Source organism: Polaribacter marinus (assembly GCF_022662535.1).
GTDB classification, from domain to species: domain Bacteria; phylum Bacteroidota; class Bacteroidia; order Flavobacteriales; family Flavobacteriaceae; genus Polaribacter; species Polaribacter marinus.
In genome coordinates, this window is record NZ_JAKQYM010000008.1 from 140,666 (window position 1) to 158,842 (window position 18,177).

Below are 18,177 nucleotides of genomic sequence, written 5' to 3' on the forward strand. Positions count from 1 at the left end.
TTTAGTTGTTTTTTCCTATTTGAAAATCTATTGTAACTTCTTTTTTAGTTAAACCATTTTTAGGAACTTCAATAAATGAACTTTCTTGTGTTACTCCATCAACCACTACTTTTTGAGTAGTGCCTCTTGAAATATTCATTTTAAATAAAGTGCCTCTAAAGAATCTTTTATATGATAAATTATTCCAATGAGATGGTATTTGTGGATTGATTGTTACTCCTTTAAATTCTCTTTTAAACCCTAATAGATTATCAAAACAATTTAACATATTCCAAGCAACAGTTCCTGTTCTCCAAGGGTCATCAGAAACATTTCTTTCTTTCCTTAATGCAGAAGGGCCTACATAACTATTAGGTTGTGCATAAGGTTCTGATTTTTCTTCTGAAGGTAAAATATTTTTAAAGGTTTCAAAAGCTTTGTCATTTCTTCCAGCAGCATAATCTGCTGCAATTTTAAATGAAGCTGCATGACAATATACATTTCCATTGGTGAAATTACCTTGAGGAATCCCAGTAATGGAACCAATATCTTTATTGTATTTTGTAAAAGGCGGCCAATTATGAACAGGCCCAACAGGCGTGTCTACCATGGGCTCTATTTTTTTCATGATTTCCTCATACTTTTTTGCATCAATAATCCCTGCTAATACAGCCCAAGATTGCGGATTGATAAATACTTGCCCTTCTTCGGAAGCATTGTCTCCAACTTTATTGCCAGCATCTGTAAACGCATAAATAAAATGATCTTCATCCCAACCGTGTGCTAAAATATTTTTCTTAATCTCTTCATAACGCTCAGCACACTGATTTTCTATTTTTGTATCCCCTTTCCAACCTGCAATTTCTTCTACAACTTTAAGTGCTTTTGCCAAGGCAATACTCATCCAAACACCTTCTCCTTTTCCTTCAGCCCCAACTCTGTCCATCAAATCATTCCAATCGCCATGTCTTATTAGTGCCAAACCACGTTCTCCTCTGTCATTCCAAAGAAAATCAAGCGCTTTTAAATTGTGATCCCAAATCGTATCTTCGCCACTATCAGCATAAGCAACTATTCTGTCTAGTAACGATAAATCTCCGGTTTCACGAAGGATTGAATACGTAGCATGACTGATCCAACTTGGAGAATCTGAATAATGTTTATCTGCTGCTGCAACTTCCATTGAAGATACTCTAAAAGCTCTAGGACAGAATCCATTATTTTTTTGATTCTCTAGTGCTTTTTCTAACATAGGCAAAGCTCTATCAGGATTTATCACAGCAACACCTGCTGCATCTTGAAGGGTATCTCTATAACCTTTAAAATAAAATCTTGCCCAATCAGCCATCAAATACAATTGATGCTTCATCCAAACATTAAAAACATTATTAAAATCGGCATCAGGAGTATTAATTTCTGTCAACCCTAACCTTGCAATATTTTGTTTTTTGATTGCTTCCAATTCTTCATCAATAAGAGAACTATTGGCATATAAGGCTGTAAATTCATCTGCTTCCTCTTCATCAAACACAATTCCCATGACAAAATTGATACGCTGTTCTGCACCCGCTTCTAAACTTAAATTGTGTTGTAGTGCAGACACCATATATTCTGTAGAAGCATCGCTATCATTTAACTGCCCATTGGCAATACATTCTGGCATTTGAAAACTAAGGTTGTGTCCTAAAAAAACCTCTTTGCTAATATCAAAATGATCATAAGGAACATCTGTATATGTAAACGCACGATATTTTTCTGTCATGACACTTACCGATCTATTTCTAAAAAACAAACGTTGTTTTCCTTTGTCGTGATATCCATCTACAGCTGAGTTATAACCATAGGTCAAACTCACACCGTCCAAGATTACTTTTGCGACACTAAAGACAGAAATATCGCGTTTTCTTCCAGATTCATTTGTAACAGTAACCGACCATATTTCACCAGCCTCTTTACGAGGAACAAATAGTTGAAAAGTGGTTTTAATTCCGTTCTTTTTACTTTCTAGAGTTGTATAACCCAAACCATGCGTACAGCTATATGCATCCAATTTTACTCTTGTAGGTTTTGGAGCCACTGACCAAACCTCTTTTGTTTCGTTATCTCTTACGTATATGTTTCTAGGAGCACTACGATCGTCTTGTTTTCCAAAAAGATTTGTCAATACACCTGCTTCATTTTGATATAACGAAAAACCATTCAAATTTTGACCTACACTTGCTAAATATTGAGGATTCCACAACATATTAAACCAATCTCTTGGTGGCTGTGGATTTGTTATTTTATATTCAAGTCCGTTATTATTAAAATTACCGTATTTCATAATTATATTTCTAAATTCTTTTTAGTTAACCGAAAATTTTTGCTTTCCAGCTGATAAAACTTTGGATTTCCCTTTCCATTGAAACTCTCCTTTTAATCCTTCAGGAAGTAATATTTCAGCTTCTATAGAATCCTCTTTTTTTACATAGTTCACTTTGATCATTCCTTGTGGATGTGGAAACTCTGCTTTTAGCCTATTCAACTTTCCTAAATTTGGCGCAATAATTACTGATTTGAAAGAGTGTTCACGTGGATAAATTCCTGCAACCGTATGTAGATAATCAAAATTAGGGCTAGAACTCCACGCATGACATTCAGAACGCGGATTGATATCCGTTTCTCCATAGGTCGTCATTCCATTATCAATCATTCCTTTCCATGAATCTAATAAATCAAAATATTTATCTCCCAAACCTACTTTTTGTAAGGCTCTGAATAGATAAAACTTAAAATAAATGGTTGCTTGAAAAAGCGTATCGTCTCCCAAAATTTTATGCATTACCTCCTCTTGCACATTTACTTTAAAAGTATCGGTTAAAATTCCTAGAATATTAGTGTGCTGAGAAAACTCGGTTTTATCTGGGGTTTCTGCTATCAGTCCTTTTTTAGCATCAAAACATTTTTCTAAAACAGCCTTTTTAATTTTATTAGATAATGTTTGATAGTTTTTTACTTCATATTCTAAATCAAAATAACTGAATACAGCCTGTGCATTTTCTAATGTTTTCACAAATTGAAGCGCAATATTTGCGGAATATCCATCATCTGCTCCTTGCGGAATTCCACTAGGAAAATCGATCGTCCAATCGGTAAAATTCCACCATTTTAAATTGGTAAGCATTCCTGTTTTATCCACTCTTATAGCAAACCAATCGATCACCGATTTAATTCCTGGAATAAACTGACGTAAAAATTCAGGGTCGTTTCGATACATAAAATAATCATAAATCATATCAACCCAAATCAAAGAAAAAGGCGGTATAATTTGAACAATATTGGAGGGATAGCGACTCTGTGTCAATCCTTCTGACAAACGCGAATCATCAAATTGTTGAATTGCTTTTCGCATCAACCGATCGTCTCCAGAAACATAGATAGAAATTAGAGAGGCAATTTTTGTATCACCTATGTATTGTAAATTTTCATAGTAAGAATCGTAATACATTTCATCTGCAGAGTTTCGCAAGGTTTTCCAAGCCGCATCCCATATTTTATCAAGGGTTGCATTGCCAGTTTCTACTTTTGCTTTTTCTTTAAACGGATATCCTGTAAAAACACCCTGATAATTCTCAAGAACCAATGCTTCCTCTTTTGTAGAAATTTCTAATTCAATAAAACGGTAGGTTCTTCTTGATAATGGTTTAAAGAATCGATTTTCTCCACCATCAGGTAATAAAATATCATAATAACCAAAAATCGATTTTCCTTCAAAATCATTTCTATTCCCTTTTAAATCGACAAGATTTAAGTTTCCATCAGAAACATTTTCATTAGGACTCACATCTTGTAACAGTGCTTCAGCGTATGTAATTTTTATTTCACTATTTTTCCCTTTACTGTACGTTAATTCTGGATAACCTGTAGTATGATATGATTGATCAATAAGGATTTTTACTTTAGAATTTGCAGGAATTACAGAAGCCTTATTTCTTAAAAACCCTTCATTTTTTTCAATTCCTTCTACCCTAATAATTTCAGAAAACTGTTCTGTTTTTTCTTCCATAAAAGGAATTGTTCTAGGCACTAAGTGCCAAGCTCCTCCATATAAAAAACCTCTCCCTACCGCAAACTCGGTAGTTGTACTTTTTGGTTTTAACCAATTTTTATCGTTAAAGTTTAATTGACTCCATCCCCAAGGATATTTTGAATCATCAATCCTATCACAAGGTCCCGCAGCGTAATAGGCATTCATCATTTCACTTGTAATATTGACTGGAGAAAAAGCGTGATTTTTAATGACTCTCCAATCTGCACTTCCAGTATTGACATCAATATCTAAATCTCTATCTGCTTGAAAAATAAATCCTGTTTGGTATGTAACCTGAGAAACACTTCTGTATTCACCAAAATTTACGACCTCAGCAGCAATCACATTTTCACCAACTTTTAACTGATGAGAAATATCTATGGTTTCATAACGCTGATGTTGTGTATCGCCAATAGAAGGCCCATAACAAACTCGCTCTCCATTTACAAAAAGACGATAACGATTGTCTGCAGAAACAAAAACATTAAATTCATCTACCTCCTTTTTAAGACTAAATACATGACGAAAAAGAAAAACTCCATAATCAAGTGTTGATTCTGTTGGATGTGTAATCCATTGGGCTTTCCATGAATATTTAAGTAAATCAATATCCTTTCCGGATCCATTGACTGTAACTTTTGATTCTGGTGTACTCATATTTTATATACAATTTATCTTAAAGTAAAACTTTAAAATAGAAAATTAGATTTATTAGATTTATTAGAATTATTCAATTTTTATTCGAAAAGTAGAAACTGGCAGCCCTTTGTTAGATATTAAGTTTGCCTCTGTATATGGTTTCCAAGCATATCGGATGTATATTGGTTTTTGATGTTTTTCAGACATTGTAAACTTTAATAATTTACCTTGTATTATTGGTTCAAATTTTTGAAAATTGATATTATCATAACTGATTTCAAAACCAACAATTTTTCTTGATTCCTTTGTTTTTAAACTACTAAATTCTCCTTTAAAATTAAGGAAATAGGTGTTTTGAGAAAATGTAATCGTATCAAACATCGGACTTTCATAGTCTGTAACTGTATGGTAAGTATCTCCTAAGGCCAATAAAGCCAATCTTTCTCCAACGGGTTGCTTATTTTTTGCGTGAGTATCTTGTTTATCCCCTACATCTGTTATAACAATCATTTTAGTATTTGGCACTTCATTTAATGATTCTCTTTGTGCATTTCTAAATTCAGACCAGGCAGCTCTATCTTCACGACTTGTAAGTTGTGTGTAATAAAAAGGGAAATTTGAATTAAAATCTGAACGCCACAAAGTAACCATTTTTTGAAACATCTTTTGGTACAACTTAGGACGCTCTGCATTAGATTCTCCTTGATACCAAATAACACCTTTAAACGGTACATTTTTTAATGGTAATATTCCGTTTTCGTAATTATAACTTGGCATCCACGGATGCTTTTGTTTTTCATTTTTACTTAAAGAAATTTGATTTTTCGCAACTGTAATCATTGCATCTTTTTCATTGTCTTTATCTGCCCAACGTTCTTTAACGAAATTTGTTATTTCGGAATCTTCCTCAATAACTTTTTTAGACAACCAAGATTCTATTGGAGATCCAGGAACCGCATTATGAATAATACCGATTGGAATGTTTAATTTTCCTTGTAATTTTTCTGCAAAATAATAGGCAACAGCCGAGAAATACAATACATTTTCTGGAGTTACTTTTACCCAACCTTTGGTATTGAAATAGTTGTTATTCTGAATTTTATCTAACTCTTTTAAGGTATGAACCCCCTCTTTACCCGTTGGATATGTAGGTCTCATATTATAAATTCTAATATTTGCATTGTTAGCTTTTTGGGCTACCTCTTCGCCATTTAACGTTCGTTTTAAATCTAAATGCATGTTAGATTGTCCTGAAGCTAACCAAACTTCGCCTACTAAAATATCTTTAAATTTAATTGTTTGATTACCTGATGACACCTCTAATTGAAAAGGCCCGCCAGCTTTTTGTGCCTCAAAATATACTTTCCAAATTCCATTTCCATTTGAAGTTGTCGTAAGCGTTTCGCCGTTAAAAACGGCTTGTATTTTTGTATTCGGTTTAACCGTACCCCAAACAGGAATTTTATGATTTCTTTGCAAAACCATATGATCAGAAAAAACAGCATCAACCTTTAAGTTCTCTTTCGTACATGAAAAAAGCAAAGGAAAAAGCAAAAAAACAAGAAAATATAATTTTTTAATATTCATGATTTTACAATTAAAAATCAGGCTTAGATTTGGTTACTTTTATAGCATCAAACAAGGCAGACGAATCGTTTTTTGGCGACCAATCTTCTGTTGCTCCTCCGTGAAAAGTTGAAAAATAGAACGAATCTATTTCACCTTTACCCCATAAACGATATCTAACATTTGTATTGTTGACAACTTGTTTTCCATCGACCCAAACTTGCATAATACCGTTTGATAAGTTGTCTTCATTTAATTTAATTCTTTGAGTTAAACGATACCATTTTCCTGTTTTAAAATGAACACCCAATTTTACAGCATCCCCATATTTTGATTTCATATCTACATAATAAAAATAGACAATTGCTTCTCCTTTTTTAACCCACATATAACGCGCACTCCAACCTTCTCCATTATCAGGATGATGTCCGCCAGTATAGGTAGAACCACCACTAGTTAATCCGGGTAATTTCCCCCCTTGTCTAAAATCGAAACCTTCTTCAAAATAAAGATAATAATCTAAATAATATTCATTAGAAGCTGGTAAGGTTTTTATAAACTGCACACCGTTTGTTTGTGGTCCAACAGTTCCTTTTGGATAATCAACTTTTAAAACATTTCCTTTTTTTTCTTCTGGATCAGCAACAATATTTGCTCTATTTTCAAATAAAGACCAACGGATTTCTCCAGCTTCTTTTACTAAATCTAGTTTCGTATATTTTCCTTTTTCAGAAGTATCAAAATTTAACTCTAAAAATGTTTTTTGAGTTTTAATTTCATCAACTTTTACACTAGTTTGAGCATAAGAATTAAAAATAAAACCATTAACTATTAAAAGATATAAAATTCCTTTTTTCATAAATTTCTATTTTGATTTACCAATGTGTTTAAATATAAAGTTTTTTGTGTTTTTAACAGCCATTTTAGATTCTGGAATATCATAATTCCCCTGCCATACATGCCACATACCCTCGTAAACATCTAATTCTACTTCTTTATTATTTTCTTTTAATTGACGATACATTCTTATTGAATTGCTTAAAAATATTTCTTTACTACCCACTTGAATTAAAGTAGGAGGGAAATCTTTAGAATAATCACCATAAACAGGAGAAACATAAGGATTTTTCCACTCATTTCTTGGCGCATAAGCTTCTGCACAGTTTTCTAAAAAATTCTTATAAACCAAATTTGGATCTGACTTCTTTAATGTAAAATAAGTATCGCCTATTTCATCTACATCTGACCAAGGTGACCAAAGTACAACAACACTTGGTAAGTCTATTCGTAAATCTCTCATTTTTAAAATAGCACCTGCAGCAATTGAACCTCCAGCAGAATCGCCATAAATAGCAATGTTTTTTGCTTTGTATTCTTTTAATATACTTTTATATGCTTGAATAACCTCCTCTAAAACTTGATTAAATTTTGCTTGTGGTGCAAGTGTATAATCAATTGTAATGATTCTTAATCCTGTAGCATCTGCTAAAGGAATACTAGATAATAAGGTTACATCGGCAGGATAAAACACAAATCCACCACCATGAATATAAATAATTACTTGATCAGATTCTCGGTAATTTTGAGGTTTTACATCAATTGCTCTAACATTTCCTAGAAAAATAGTATCAATAATTGGCTTGTAAATTTCTAAGATTTTAGGTATTGATTTTTCTGCGGCTAATTTAGCTTCCTCTTGTTTTTTTTCCCAAAGCTTAATAGGTGCGTTGTCTTTTGGCAAGTTTGCGCTCTCCTCTCTATTTTCAAGAGAAAAACTACCCAACATTGCCATAGCTTCTTTTGAAATTGTTACAGGAATTGGAATACTCTTTTGAGTATCAACAACTGTACTTTTTTCTTTTTTTTTAGAGGAAGTAAAAAGACTTAATACAATACAAATCATTTGAACTATTTTACTTTTATTTTATAATTAACTTTTGTGTATGAGTTCCAGATTTATTTGATAATTTCAATACATAAATACCAGAATTTAAATGAAGTAAAATACTTATCTCTTTTGATTCCAATGCTTGTACCTCTTCTTTAAAAACTAATTGACCAGTTAAAGAATAAATTTCAAGAATGGTTTTTTGCTGCACCAAATTTCCTTTAATTATAATTTTACCGTCATTTGTAGGGTTAGGATAAATTAACAATTGTTCATTATCTATTTCATTTATAACCGATAAAGATTCTGATATTTTAATTGTCAACAAAGGCGCATTTACTCCTGTAGATTCATCGCTAATGCCATAATAATGAGCGGCAGCAGTTGGCATAGAAGTTGGTGAACTTTGATTGATAGGAGTATCTATATTTAATCTTAAAAAAATATAATCTCCCGCAACTGCACCAGCATCATATTGAGCATTGATATAATTTACTAAAGCCGTTTGACCTTCAGAAGAACTTAAGACTTCTCTATCTGGAGTATGAGCCGTTCCTGTATTTTCTATTCTAGTTATATAATCATTTTGGATGGCAACATCAGAATCGTGTGAGCTTGTATAAACATCATCATAATGATTCAAAGGATTTAAAGTGTTATTTGCACTATATGGTAATCCATATAAATCTATATTAGAGTCAATCCATTCTCTTACATAATGAACATTAACTTTTAAATTTGCTTCCACAACTTCTTTCCCTGCAGGTCTTTCTGGTAATTGAAAAGGTAAAATAGCACTGGTAGTAACACCATTTCCATTTGCGGCACTTCCTCCAATTTTTAAGGTTAATTCTGATGGAGAACCTGTTCCATTACCCGATAACCATGGATTGGTACCCGTATAACTCTCTGGTTTTGATACAATACCGTCTCCAGAAGGATTAATTCCATAGGTATCTTCTGCTGTAGCTTCTGAATTCCCTTGAAATTCATAACAACCCGCATCTATAATGTTATTGTTATAAATTCTATTATTCCCATCTAAATCCACATTTGTTGCATTTGTATTTGCACCAAAGTCTACAGAAGGACTAGATGCTTTTAAATGAAAATCATTATTAGAATAATCTAAAAAATGATTAGAATAATTAGCAAAATCATTTTGGTTGATGTCTATATTGTTTTCTACAACTGAAGTTGCATCATAAGTCCAAGGTGTATACTGAGCACATATATTATTTCTAATAATATTATTCATATTTGCACGGATTTGCCCGGTCTTATCTTGATCATCTATAAAAATTCTTGGAATCTGATCTGTATCTGTGTAAAGAGGACTTTGAACAACGGTATTGTTTTGTATTCTACAATTTTGAGCTCCGTAAAGAGATATTCCGTGATAATGATTATTTATAATTAAATTATTTTCAATAATCCACCCCTCTGCAGAACCATCTGTAATGATAACAGCTTGCATAGAATCGCCAATTAAATTGTTATCGATTACAAATTGTGAAGGATTTTCGAAAATGTTTATCTTATTGTATCTAAAAATCACATTACTAATTATATGATCTCCTGATAATTTATAAGCTTGAAAAGCATCATCATGATTTATCGCATAATCTTCAATAAAACAATTTTTTATAATATTGTGTTCGTAAGTACTGTTTGACCCCAAACCACGTATTGCATCACCAGCAAAATTTTCAATAAGATTGTTTTGCATTAGTGTATTATCTCCTCTTAGTTCTACTGCGTGATATAAGTTTAAAAAAGTATTATTATTTAAAGTTATATTTCCTCCTCTAAACTGAACACCACTTGCCGAATTATTATACCAATCCGTTTTTGTCCAAGTAGATGCGTTATTCGCTGACTGAATTAAACAATTATTAAAAGTAATATAGTTTGTATTATTGTTCCCAACAACAATAGGTTCTTCTTTAGAAAAGGAACCTGTACTAGCATCAAATTTAATATTTTCAAAAGTAATATGATTGCTATTATTTATCTGAATTTTTGTTAAAACGGCTTGCTGCGGATTGAAAGATTTTATAAGCAAATTTGTAGAAAATGTTAGATTTCCTATATATCCTTCACCATGCAGACCGTCTAATAAATAAACAATATCATTATCTTGTAAACCAACTGATGCCCAATTTACACTTCCAAATGAAGAAAAAGGGCTTGCTTGTGATCCATTATTTGAATTATTTCCATTAACAGGATCGCAATAATAAGTTGTTTGCGCTTGAATTGCAAAAAGAACATTTAAACTAAAAAGAAGCGTATAAAAAAGTTTCAATTTCATAAATAGTGATTAAAAAAGAGATCAAAATATGTTTAGTACTACTGATTAATTTCTAAATTAAAAAACGAGGAGAAATTGATCTCCTCGTTTTTTAAGTTTTTATTTTATTGCTATTCTACAATTAATTTTTGTGTTTTAGTAGTTGTTCCATCTTCTACTTTTACAATATATAAACCCGATTTTAAATTTAATGTTGTACTAAAAGTATTGTTTGAGTTTACACTAATTTTTTCTGAATGAACTAATTGACCAATTACAGAAAAGATATTTAATTTTGCATTATCACTAAAACCATTTAAAGAAACATTTAATCTTCCATTTTTAAGAGGGTTTGGATACAAACCTAAAGTTGATTTTTCAAAACTTTTAACATCTAAAACATTTTCTATTGAAATAGATAATGTTGGTGCATTTGCAGTAGAACCATCACTAATTCCAAAATAATGCGCTCCTGTTGTTGCAGGATCATCTACATTTAATCTTAAGAAGATGTAATCTCCAGCTACTGCTCCTGCATCGTATTGAGCATTTATATAAGCTACTAATGCAGCGTCTCCTGTAGCACTTGTTTCTTCAAAACGAGCGGTATCAAAAGAACCTGCGGCAGCATTTTTCGCAAAATAATCATCTTCTATTGGAGTAACATCAGTTGTTGTATCTGGATAAGCAGCATCAAAATGATCTGCAGGATCGATTGTACTCGCAGCATTGTATTTAAGACCATATAAATCTACATTTGACGTGATCCATTGTCTCCCATAATTTACATGTACTTTTAAGTTTGCAGCAGTTACTAATTTACCTGCTGGTCTATTTGGTAATTTAAAAGGTATGATCGCACTTGTTGTAAAAGGATCTCCATTTGCAGCACTTGCTCCTACTTTTAGAGAGTTGATTCCTCCTACTGGATTTCCATTTAAATATGGATTGTTTGCAGGTACATTCGTTATATCCGAAACAATTCCATCTACATGATAAGCTTGATCTGTAACAATTTCTGGTACTAGGTCATAATCTGTAGTTGGAGTTACGGCAGCATCTTCAACCTCTATAGTTAATGTTGGTGCATTTGCAGTAGAACCATCACTAATTCCAAAGTAATGCGCTCCTGTTGTTGCAGGATCATCTACATTTAATCTTAAGAAGATGTAATCTCCAGCCACTGCTCCTGCATCGTATTGAGCATTTATATAAGCTACTAATGCAGCGTCTCCTGTAGCACTTGTTTCTTCAAAACGAGCGGTATCAAAAGAACCTGCGGCAGCATTTTTCGCAAAATAATCATCTTCTATTGGAGTAACATCAGTTGTTGTATCTGGATAAGCAGCATCAAAATGATCTGCAGGATCGATTGTACTCGCAGCATTGTATTTAAGACCATATAAATCTACATTTGACGTGATCCATTGTCTCCCATAATTTACATGTACTTTTAAGTTTGCAGCAGTTACTAATTTACCTGCTGGTCTATTTGGTAATTTAAAAGGAATGATCGCACTTGTTGTGTATGGATCTCCATTTGCTGCACTTGCTCCTACTTTTAGAGAGTTGATTCCACCTACTGGATTTCCATTTAAATATGGATTGTTTGCAGGAACATTCGTTATATCAGAAACAATTCCATCTACATGATAAGCTTGATCTGTAACAATTTCTGGGGTTACATTATAGGTTGTTGTTTGTGCTTGCATCATGTATGAAGACACACTAAATAAAATGATTAATAATGATTTAAGTAATTTTGTTATCATAATTATTTGTTTTAAGGATTTGTTTATTTTACTGGACTATTAATTTTTGTGTTTTTATTTTTTTTCCATTGGTTAGTTTAACAATATAAATACCCGGTTTTAGATGAATACTTAAGTTATACCTTTTATCTGAGTTGTTTGCAATCATTTCTTTATGCACTAAACTCCCAGTTAAAGTATAAATGGCAACATTAACGTTATTAAGTTCTATATCATCTGATAAAATTGTTAATTGACCATCTTTTACAGGATTTGGAGAAAGCTTCATCTCTGATAAATCATATGAATCAACTCCTAAAACATTTTCTATTTCTAGAGTTAAAACAGGAGCTTCTGCTGTAGATTCATCACTTATACCGTAATAATGAGAGCCCGTTGAACCTGAGGTTGCATCTATGCTTAATCTTAAAAAAATATAATCTCCTGCAACTGCACCTGCATCATATTGTGCATTAATATAAGCAGCCAAAGCTGTATCTCCATTAGAGTTAGAATTTACTTCTCTATCTGTTAATATCTCTGTACCTGTTGGTTCTGCACCGCTTACATCTCTTACAAAATATGCATCTTGAATACCCGTAACTGTACTTTCTGGATCTGAGAAAGTTCCATCGTAAAAATTACTTGGAGATATTGTGTTTGATGTACTATATGGCAACCCATATAGATCAATATCCGAAGAAACCCAATGTCTTAAATACGCAACATTTATTTTTAGATTTGCAGAAGTTACTAATTTTCCTGCAGGACGAACAGGTAGTTGAAATGGAAGTATTGCATTGGTAGTATAAGGAGCACCTGTTGATGCACTTTGTCCTAACTTTAATACTTTTGTTCCATCTACATCATTTCCACTTAACCAAGGATTTGTATTTCCTTCTGCTAAATTAGCAACATCAGAAATAATTCCATCCCCTGTTGGGTTGATGGTATATTCTGTAGTAGGTTCACCTCCAGAATTAGGACTAACAGTTAGTTGAAATGATTGTGAAGAGACACTTCTTCCATTGTCTGCTATGATTGCAATATTTTGATAATCTCCTGCATCAGCAATCGCCGGTGAAAAAACAATTTTTCCTGAATTATCTCCATTATCGGTGAAGACTCCAAAGCTTGGCAAATTAGAAACAGTAAAAGTAATGGCATCTGAACCCGTTGTGCTAGCAGAAAAATCTATTTGCAATGTAGCTTCTTCTATCATTGCTTGATTCCCTATAGTTGGATTAATTATTGCCGGGTCTGCATCTACAATGCCCGTTACAGTAACTTGACCTAAATCCGGCACTGCTTTTACAATTGCATACCTGTTACCATTATTTGTTATTATTTGTGTATCAACAGCTACTCCGTTTTGAATTGCTGAAACCGTAGACCAACTGTTATCAATTCTAATTTTCACAGATAAAGGAAAATAGAATGCTGTATTTAACATATCATCAGTAAGCGTAAATTTTATTTCTGTACCAGAAACACTATCAACTGTTAAGTTATGAGTTGCAAAAGATTGAGAATATTGAGTAACTTCAGTAAAACCAGCAACCCATATATCTGGTTTGTCTGCTAAATATTGTAAAAATTCATCTGCTAATGTTTCTTGAGCAGCATCTAAACCATGAAAATGTGTACTTGCCCAACCTCTATAATAATTAACTCCATAAAGTTTACTTACCTTATCTAAAATTGGTAAAATATACTTATCTCTATCTGTATCATTCCCATAGATATGAGGATTAGAAACACTATTTACATCTAAATAATTAACTGAATTTGCTTGATTTAAAATACCATTTGTTCCTCTGATTCCTATAAAAACTTTTCTAGCTTCAGTTTCGTTTCCTTCTCCAAATGGATAAGCATAGGTTAAGTTGTTATTATTTCCAGATGTAACCTCCGTATTTATCTTAGTTTTTGTTGCCTGTAATCTTGCTAAGTAATCTGCATCTGTTGGATTTGTTTCTCCTCCAGTAGGATTATTGTACCAGTTTCGATCATCATGCCCATCAATTTGACTTCCCATATTTGCTAAGTCATTAAAAAGACTCCAGTCTTGAACATTGTATTGAGAATCTGCTTGATTGATCACGAACCAAGTAAAATGAAAACCATATTTGGTAATCATAGATTTCCAGAAGGGAATATCTTGTTCATTATTATCATCTATAGTTACGGTAAAAGCTGCCAATTTATCGTCATTCCAAAGGCAAACATCTGCCTCTCCTACATTTGCAGGCCATACTTTATCTGTTACGGTAAATCTTGGGCTTGCCGATGCATCTAAATTTAAATTATTCTGTCCATTTAATTGAACAAATGCCATAAGTAAAAATAGACATGAAAAGGTTTTTTTGTACATATTATAAGAATATTTTAGGAATAAATATTTTTGAAATTATTAAAAAATAAAAAGTGCTATTCTCAAATATACATATATAAGTTTGACAATTATTCAGTTTTAAAGCACAAAAACCATCAAAAAGTCAAATCAAACAAACAAATAAACAGATAGTATAAATACCTGAAATACTTTTTAATCTAATTTCTTAAATAAAACAGTTTAAATAAAAAAAATGGGCTAAAATTATATTATCTGAAATTATTTTTAATCAATTCTATGAATTACTCAAAAGTAAAATTTCTAAAAAATTACCAAATAAATAACATTTGTTTTGTGGCTTGTAACTTTACCGTTGACTCTAAAATATATTTACCAATCGGTAATTTTAAGCCATTTGTTCGGTAAACATTTTCAGTTGCTTCATTCATTTTTAAGGTATGATTTAGAACAACTTCACCTAAAAAATTTAATAATTTTAATTGTACTTGCTCATCTTTTTGAAAACCTAAGAAGTAGAAAGAAACATCACCATTACGAATAGGATTTGGAGCTACAACAATTGTATTTTTTATCGTTTTTGTCTTAGCAAGAACAGCTTTATTTAATTCTTGGTATCCAACCGTAATTTCTAGGCTTGGTTTTTTATCATTTTGTTTGCTATTTGCACTTACAAAATTCCATCTATTAAAATCGGAAACATCTTTAGCATTTGGATTGATCCTTAAAAAGACATAATCTCCCGATTTACTCCCAGTTTCTAAAACAGTATTTAAATAGGACTTTAATCCTTCTTTTCCAACGTTATTTGTTGTAATTTCTCCAAAATACATATCTGAATCTACAAAATTATTCTGAATTGGTCTTGCCTTTACATCTTGTCCAAATGTACCTTGATAAAACATATCGTCAGTCACCCAAAAATTAGATTTTGGTGTTAATCCATATAAGTCAATTCCTCCATTAGGCTGATTATCTATTTTAGATAAGTTTATTTTAAATTTTGCAGAGATGATCTCTTTACCTCCTGGTATTACAGGCAATTTAAAAGGAAAAACTCCTGCTCCATCTACTTTTTCTGCCACACCACCAATTCTTATTTGAGGTTGTCCGTCCCAATCTCCTTTCCCTTTTGAGTGCAGCTGTCTGTCTGAAATTTCTGCTTGTATTGTAAAAATCTCATTAGATTCATTAATTTTAGAATATTCAAAAGCCCCTATATTTATAAAGTTTCCTAATGAACGACTATTGAGGCTGACATCTAACTTAGGAGCCATCTCTTTTGTTCCTTTGTTTAATGCTTTAGAGTTCTCGCTTAAAGAAAAATCAAAAAGCGCCCAATTTTTAAAACACAAATCAAATTCATGTACAGAAACTGGAATACTTAGATTGTAATCTGCAATTCCCTTTATACTCTCAAAGATAAAATTGTTAGACAAATTATTTCTTATAATAAGATTTGATGAATCATTTTTACCAATAACTTTAATTGCCAATGGAGAATTGATTTTATTTTCACCTTTTATTTTTAGACCAAAATAGGGGTTTACAACCGTATTGTTTACGATTTTTAAGTTATTTAAAGTTCCTTTTAGTGATATTCCGTTTTCACCATTTGTAATAATTACATTATTTTCAAAAATAGATTCTGTAATTATTGAATTTGTTGCGTAAATACCATTTAACAAACCAATATCATTTCTATTAAACTTTATAAAATTGATTATTGTATTTCCCCTAAAAATATTTCCTTTTATTGCCTTTTCTGTTAAGAACATAGCAGTATTTACTTCTACGTCTGTTGCTCTGCTTTCTTTAATTAAGTTGTACTCAAACTGATTATAACTCCCCGAAACTTCTATTGCTTTATTGCTAAAAAAATCTATTCTATTATTTCTGATTTGATTTTTTTGACCCGAAACTTGAATTCCTTTTTTATAATTAGAAATGATATTATTTTCAATTTTACAATTTGCTCCATTAATTACAATTGCCGTATCATTATTCCCTTCTGAAATGAAATGATTTCCTATGAATCGAATCTTAGAACTATTTTGATTTATCAAAACAGTATTCGTGTTTGTAGATTCTTTAAAAAGAATCCCTGTAAAAATCCATTTAGAAGCTGGCAACTCATCCGATCCAAAAACAATAGAATTAATAATAGGCTTCTGACCTTTTAATACTTTAATATTAATGTATTTTTGGTTTTCACCAATTACTTTTACATCCCCATGATTTCCTGAAAGTAAAAAAATTACATCATCAGAATTAAATTTCACCCCTTTTTCAAAAACACTTTCTAAGGTTTTCCATGGGCTATTTTTACTTCCGTTATTATTTTCACTTCCATGAATTGGGTCGCAATAAAAATCGGTAGCAAAAATTGTTTGTACTGATAAAAAGCAAAGAATAAAATAGAAATAAGTTTTCATACTATTACACATTTTTGATATTAAAAAGACAAATGAAATTAAATAAAGTTTCCTTATTTTATTAAGAAATTTGGAAAATGTTCTGTTTTTTCACAGTTTATTTGCTCCATCACTTGTTGTAGTTCTGTTTTTAATAAAGAGATGGTATGATCGCCACCTTTCTTTCCTAGAGCAGAAACTCCGTACATAAAAGAACGTCCTAAAAAAGTAAATTTTGCTCCTGAAGCTAATGACCTGGCAATATCTGGTCCCGAACGAAGACCACTATCCATCATTACTTCAATTTTATCTCCATATTTTTCAGCAATCGTTTTCAGTGGTTTTATTGTAGATTGCCCTGCATCCAATTGTCTTCCTCCGTGATTTGAAACAATAATACCATCTAAACCTAAGCGTATGGCTTCCTCTGCATCAGAATCAGAAGCAACACCTTTTAAAACAATCTTTCCTTTCCACATATCTCTAATCGGTTTAATTTTTTCTTCATTTAAGCGACCACTAAATGTTTGATCCATAAATTTCCCCAACTGTCTTAAGTCCAATCCTTTTGGCATATAAGGTTTTAAATTTTCAAAATTAGGTTGCCCATATTTTAAGGTTTCTAAAGCCCAATGCGGTTTGCCTAATATTTGTAAAATATTATTTACAGACATTTTTGGAGGCATAGCCAATCCATTTCTAATGTCACGAGGTCTAAAACCAAAGGTTGGAACATCACATAAAATAACAAGAACTGGACATTCTGCCGCTGCTGCTCTATTAATAAGAGCATCTCTCAATTTATCTTCTGTTGGATGATATAATTGAAACCAAGCTTTACCTTCCGTAAGTTCACTTGCTCTTTCGATACTTGTTGTAGTTACTGTACTAAGTATAAAGGGAATATTGTGTTGAAATGCAGCTTTTGCTAATATTTCTGGAGAATTAGGCCACATTAATCCTTGTAAACCAACAGGAGCAATACCGAACGGAGCATCGTATTCAATTCCAAAAAGTTTGGTTTTTAAAGATGATTTTAAATGATTTCTTAAATAGTTTGGTTTTAATTGTACCTCTCTAAGTTCAGACGTATTTCTATGCAAGTTTACATCTTCATTACAACCACCATCTAAATATTCAAAAGCAAATTTGGGTATTTTTTTTTGTGCTTTCAACCTTAAGTCGTTTACAGAAGGGTACTTTGAATTTATATTTAGTGTCATAT

10 protein-coding genes are annotated in these 18,177 nt (G+C 31.9%); all 10 read right to left on the reverse strand.

What is annotated here, in order from left to right:
- Position 1: 1 nt before the first annotated feature.
- Entirely contained in the window at positions 2-2,302 is a 2,301-nt protein-coding gene (locus MC378_RS11740) for a GH36-type glycosyl hydrolase domain-containing protein (protein WP_242178949.1), read from the reverse strand.
- 21 nt (positions 2,303-2,323) lie between these two features.
- Positions 2,324-4,705, reverse strand: coding sequence for an alpha-L-rhamnosidase-related protein (locus tag MC378_RS11745; protein WP_242178950.1), 2,382 nt, complete (start codon positions 4,703-4,705; stop codon positions 2,324-2,326).
- A gap of 69 nt (positions 4,706-4,774) precedes the next feature.
- The gene (locus MC378_RS11750; protein ID WP_242178951.1) at positions 4,775-6,274 is read right to left on the reverse strand and encodes a sialate O-acetylesterase; all 1,500 of its coding nucleotides are present in this window, start codon (positions 6,272-6,274) and stop codon (positions 4,775-4,777) included.
- Between the two features lie 10 nt (positions 6,275-6,284).
- Positions 6,285-7,112 (reverse strand): polysaccharide lyase, encoded by an 828-nt coding sequence (locus MC378_RS11755; RefSeq protein ID WP_242178952.1) that lies wholly within the window; start codon positions 7,110-7,112, stop codon positions 6,285-6,287.
- Between the two features lie 6 nt (positions 7,113-7,118).
- Complete coding sequence (locus MC378_RS11760; RefSeq protein ID WP_242178953.1) at positions 7,119-8,156, reverse strand: alpha/beta hydrolase; 1,038 nt, start codon at positions 8,154-8,156, stop codon at positions 7,119-7,121.
- Positions 8,157-8,172: 16 nt separating this feature from the next.
- The gene (locus MC378_RS11765; protein ID WP_242178954.1) at positions 8,173-10,455 is read right to left on the reverse strand and encodes a T9SS type A sorting domain-containing protein; all 2,283 of its coding nucleotides are present in this window, start codon (positions 10,453-10,455) and stop codon (positions 8,173-8,175) included.
- A 110-nt stretch (positions 10,456-10,565) separates the two neighbouring features.
- The gene (locus MC378_RS11770; RefSeq protein WP_242178955.1) at positions 10,566-12,206 is read right to left on the reverse strand and encodes a T9SS type A sorting domain-containing protein; all 1,641 of its coding nucleotides are present in this window, start codon (positions 12,204-12,206) and stop codon (positions 10,566-10,568) included.
- A 28-nt stretch (positions 12,207-12,234) separates the two neighbouring features.
- Entirely contained in the window at positions 12,235-14,523 is a 2,289-nt protein-coding gene (locus MC378_RS11775; protein WP_242178956.1) for a T9SS type A sorting domain-containing protein, read from the reverse strand.
- A 326-nt stretch (positions 14,524-14,849) separates the two neighbouring features.
- Positions 14,850-16,973, reverse strand: coding sequence for a right-handed parallel beta-helix repeat-containing protein (locus MC378_RS11780; protein WP_242178957.1), 2,124 nt, complete (start codon positions 16,971-16,973; stop codon positions 14,850-14,852).
- A 53-nt stretch (positions 16,974-17,026) separates the two neighbouring features.
- The gene (locus MC378_RS11785) at positions 17,027-18,175 is read right to left on the reverse strand and encodes an alpha-hydroxy acid oxidase (RefSeq protein WP_242178958.1); all 1,149 of its coding nucleotides are present in this window, start codon (positions 18,173-18,175) and stop codon (positions 17,027-17,029) included.
- Positions 18,176-18,177: the final 2 nt, after the last annotated feature.

Bases quoted from the DNA above. Each gene is read 5' to 3' on its own strand.
- MC378_RS11740 (WP_242178949.1), bottom strand. From the start codon at position 2,302: ATGAAATACGGTAATTTTAATAATAACGGACTTGAATATAAAATAACA.
- MC378_RS11745 (WP_242178950.1), bottom strand. From the start codon at position 4,705: ATGAGTACACCAGAATCAAAAGTTACAGTCAATGGATCCGGAAAGGAT.
- MC378_RS11750 (WP_242178951.1), bottom strand. From the start codon at position 6,274: ATGAATATTAAAAAATTATATTTTCTTGTTTTTTTGCTTTTTCCTTTG.
- MC378_RS11755 (WP_242178952.1), bottom strand. From the start codon at position 7,112: ATGAAAAAAGGAATTTTATATCTTTTAATAGTTAATGGTTTTATTTTT.
- MC378_RS11760 (WP_242178953.1), bottom strand. From the start codon at position 8,156: ATGATTTGTATTGTATTAAGTCTTTTTACTTCCTCTAAAAAAAAAGAA.
- MC378_RS11765 (WP_242178954.1), bottom strand. From the start codon at position 10,455: ATGAAATTGAAACTTTTTTATACGCTTCTTTTTAGTTTAAATGTTCTT.
- MC378_RS11770 (WP_242178955.1), bottom strand. From the start codon at position 12,206: ATGATAACAAAATTACTTAAATCATTATTAATCATTTTATTTAGTGTG.
- MC378_RS11775 (WP_242178956.1), bottom strand. From the start codon at position 14,523: ATGGCATTTGTTCAATTAAATGGACAGAATAATTTAAATTTAGATGCA.
- MC378_RS11780 (WP_242178957.1), bottom strand. From the start codon at position 16,973: ATGAAAACTTATTTCTATTTTATTCTTTGCTTTTTATCAGTACAAACA.
- MC378_RS11785 (WP_242178958.1), bottom strand. From the start codon at position 18,175: ATGACACTAAATATAAATTCAAAGTACCCTTCTGTAAACGACTTAAGG.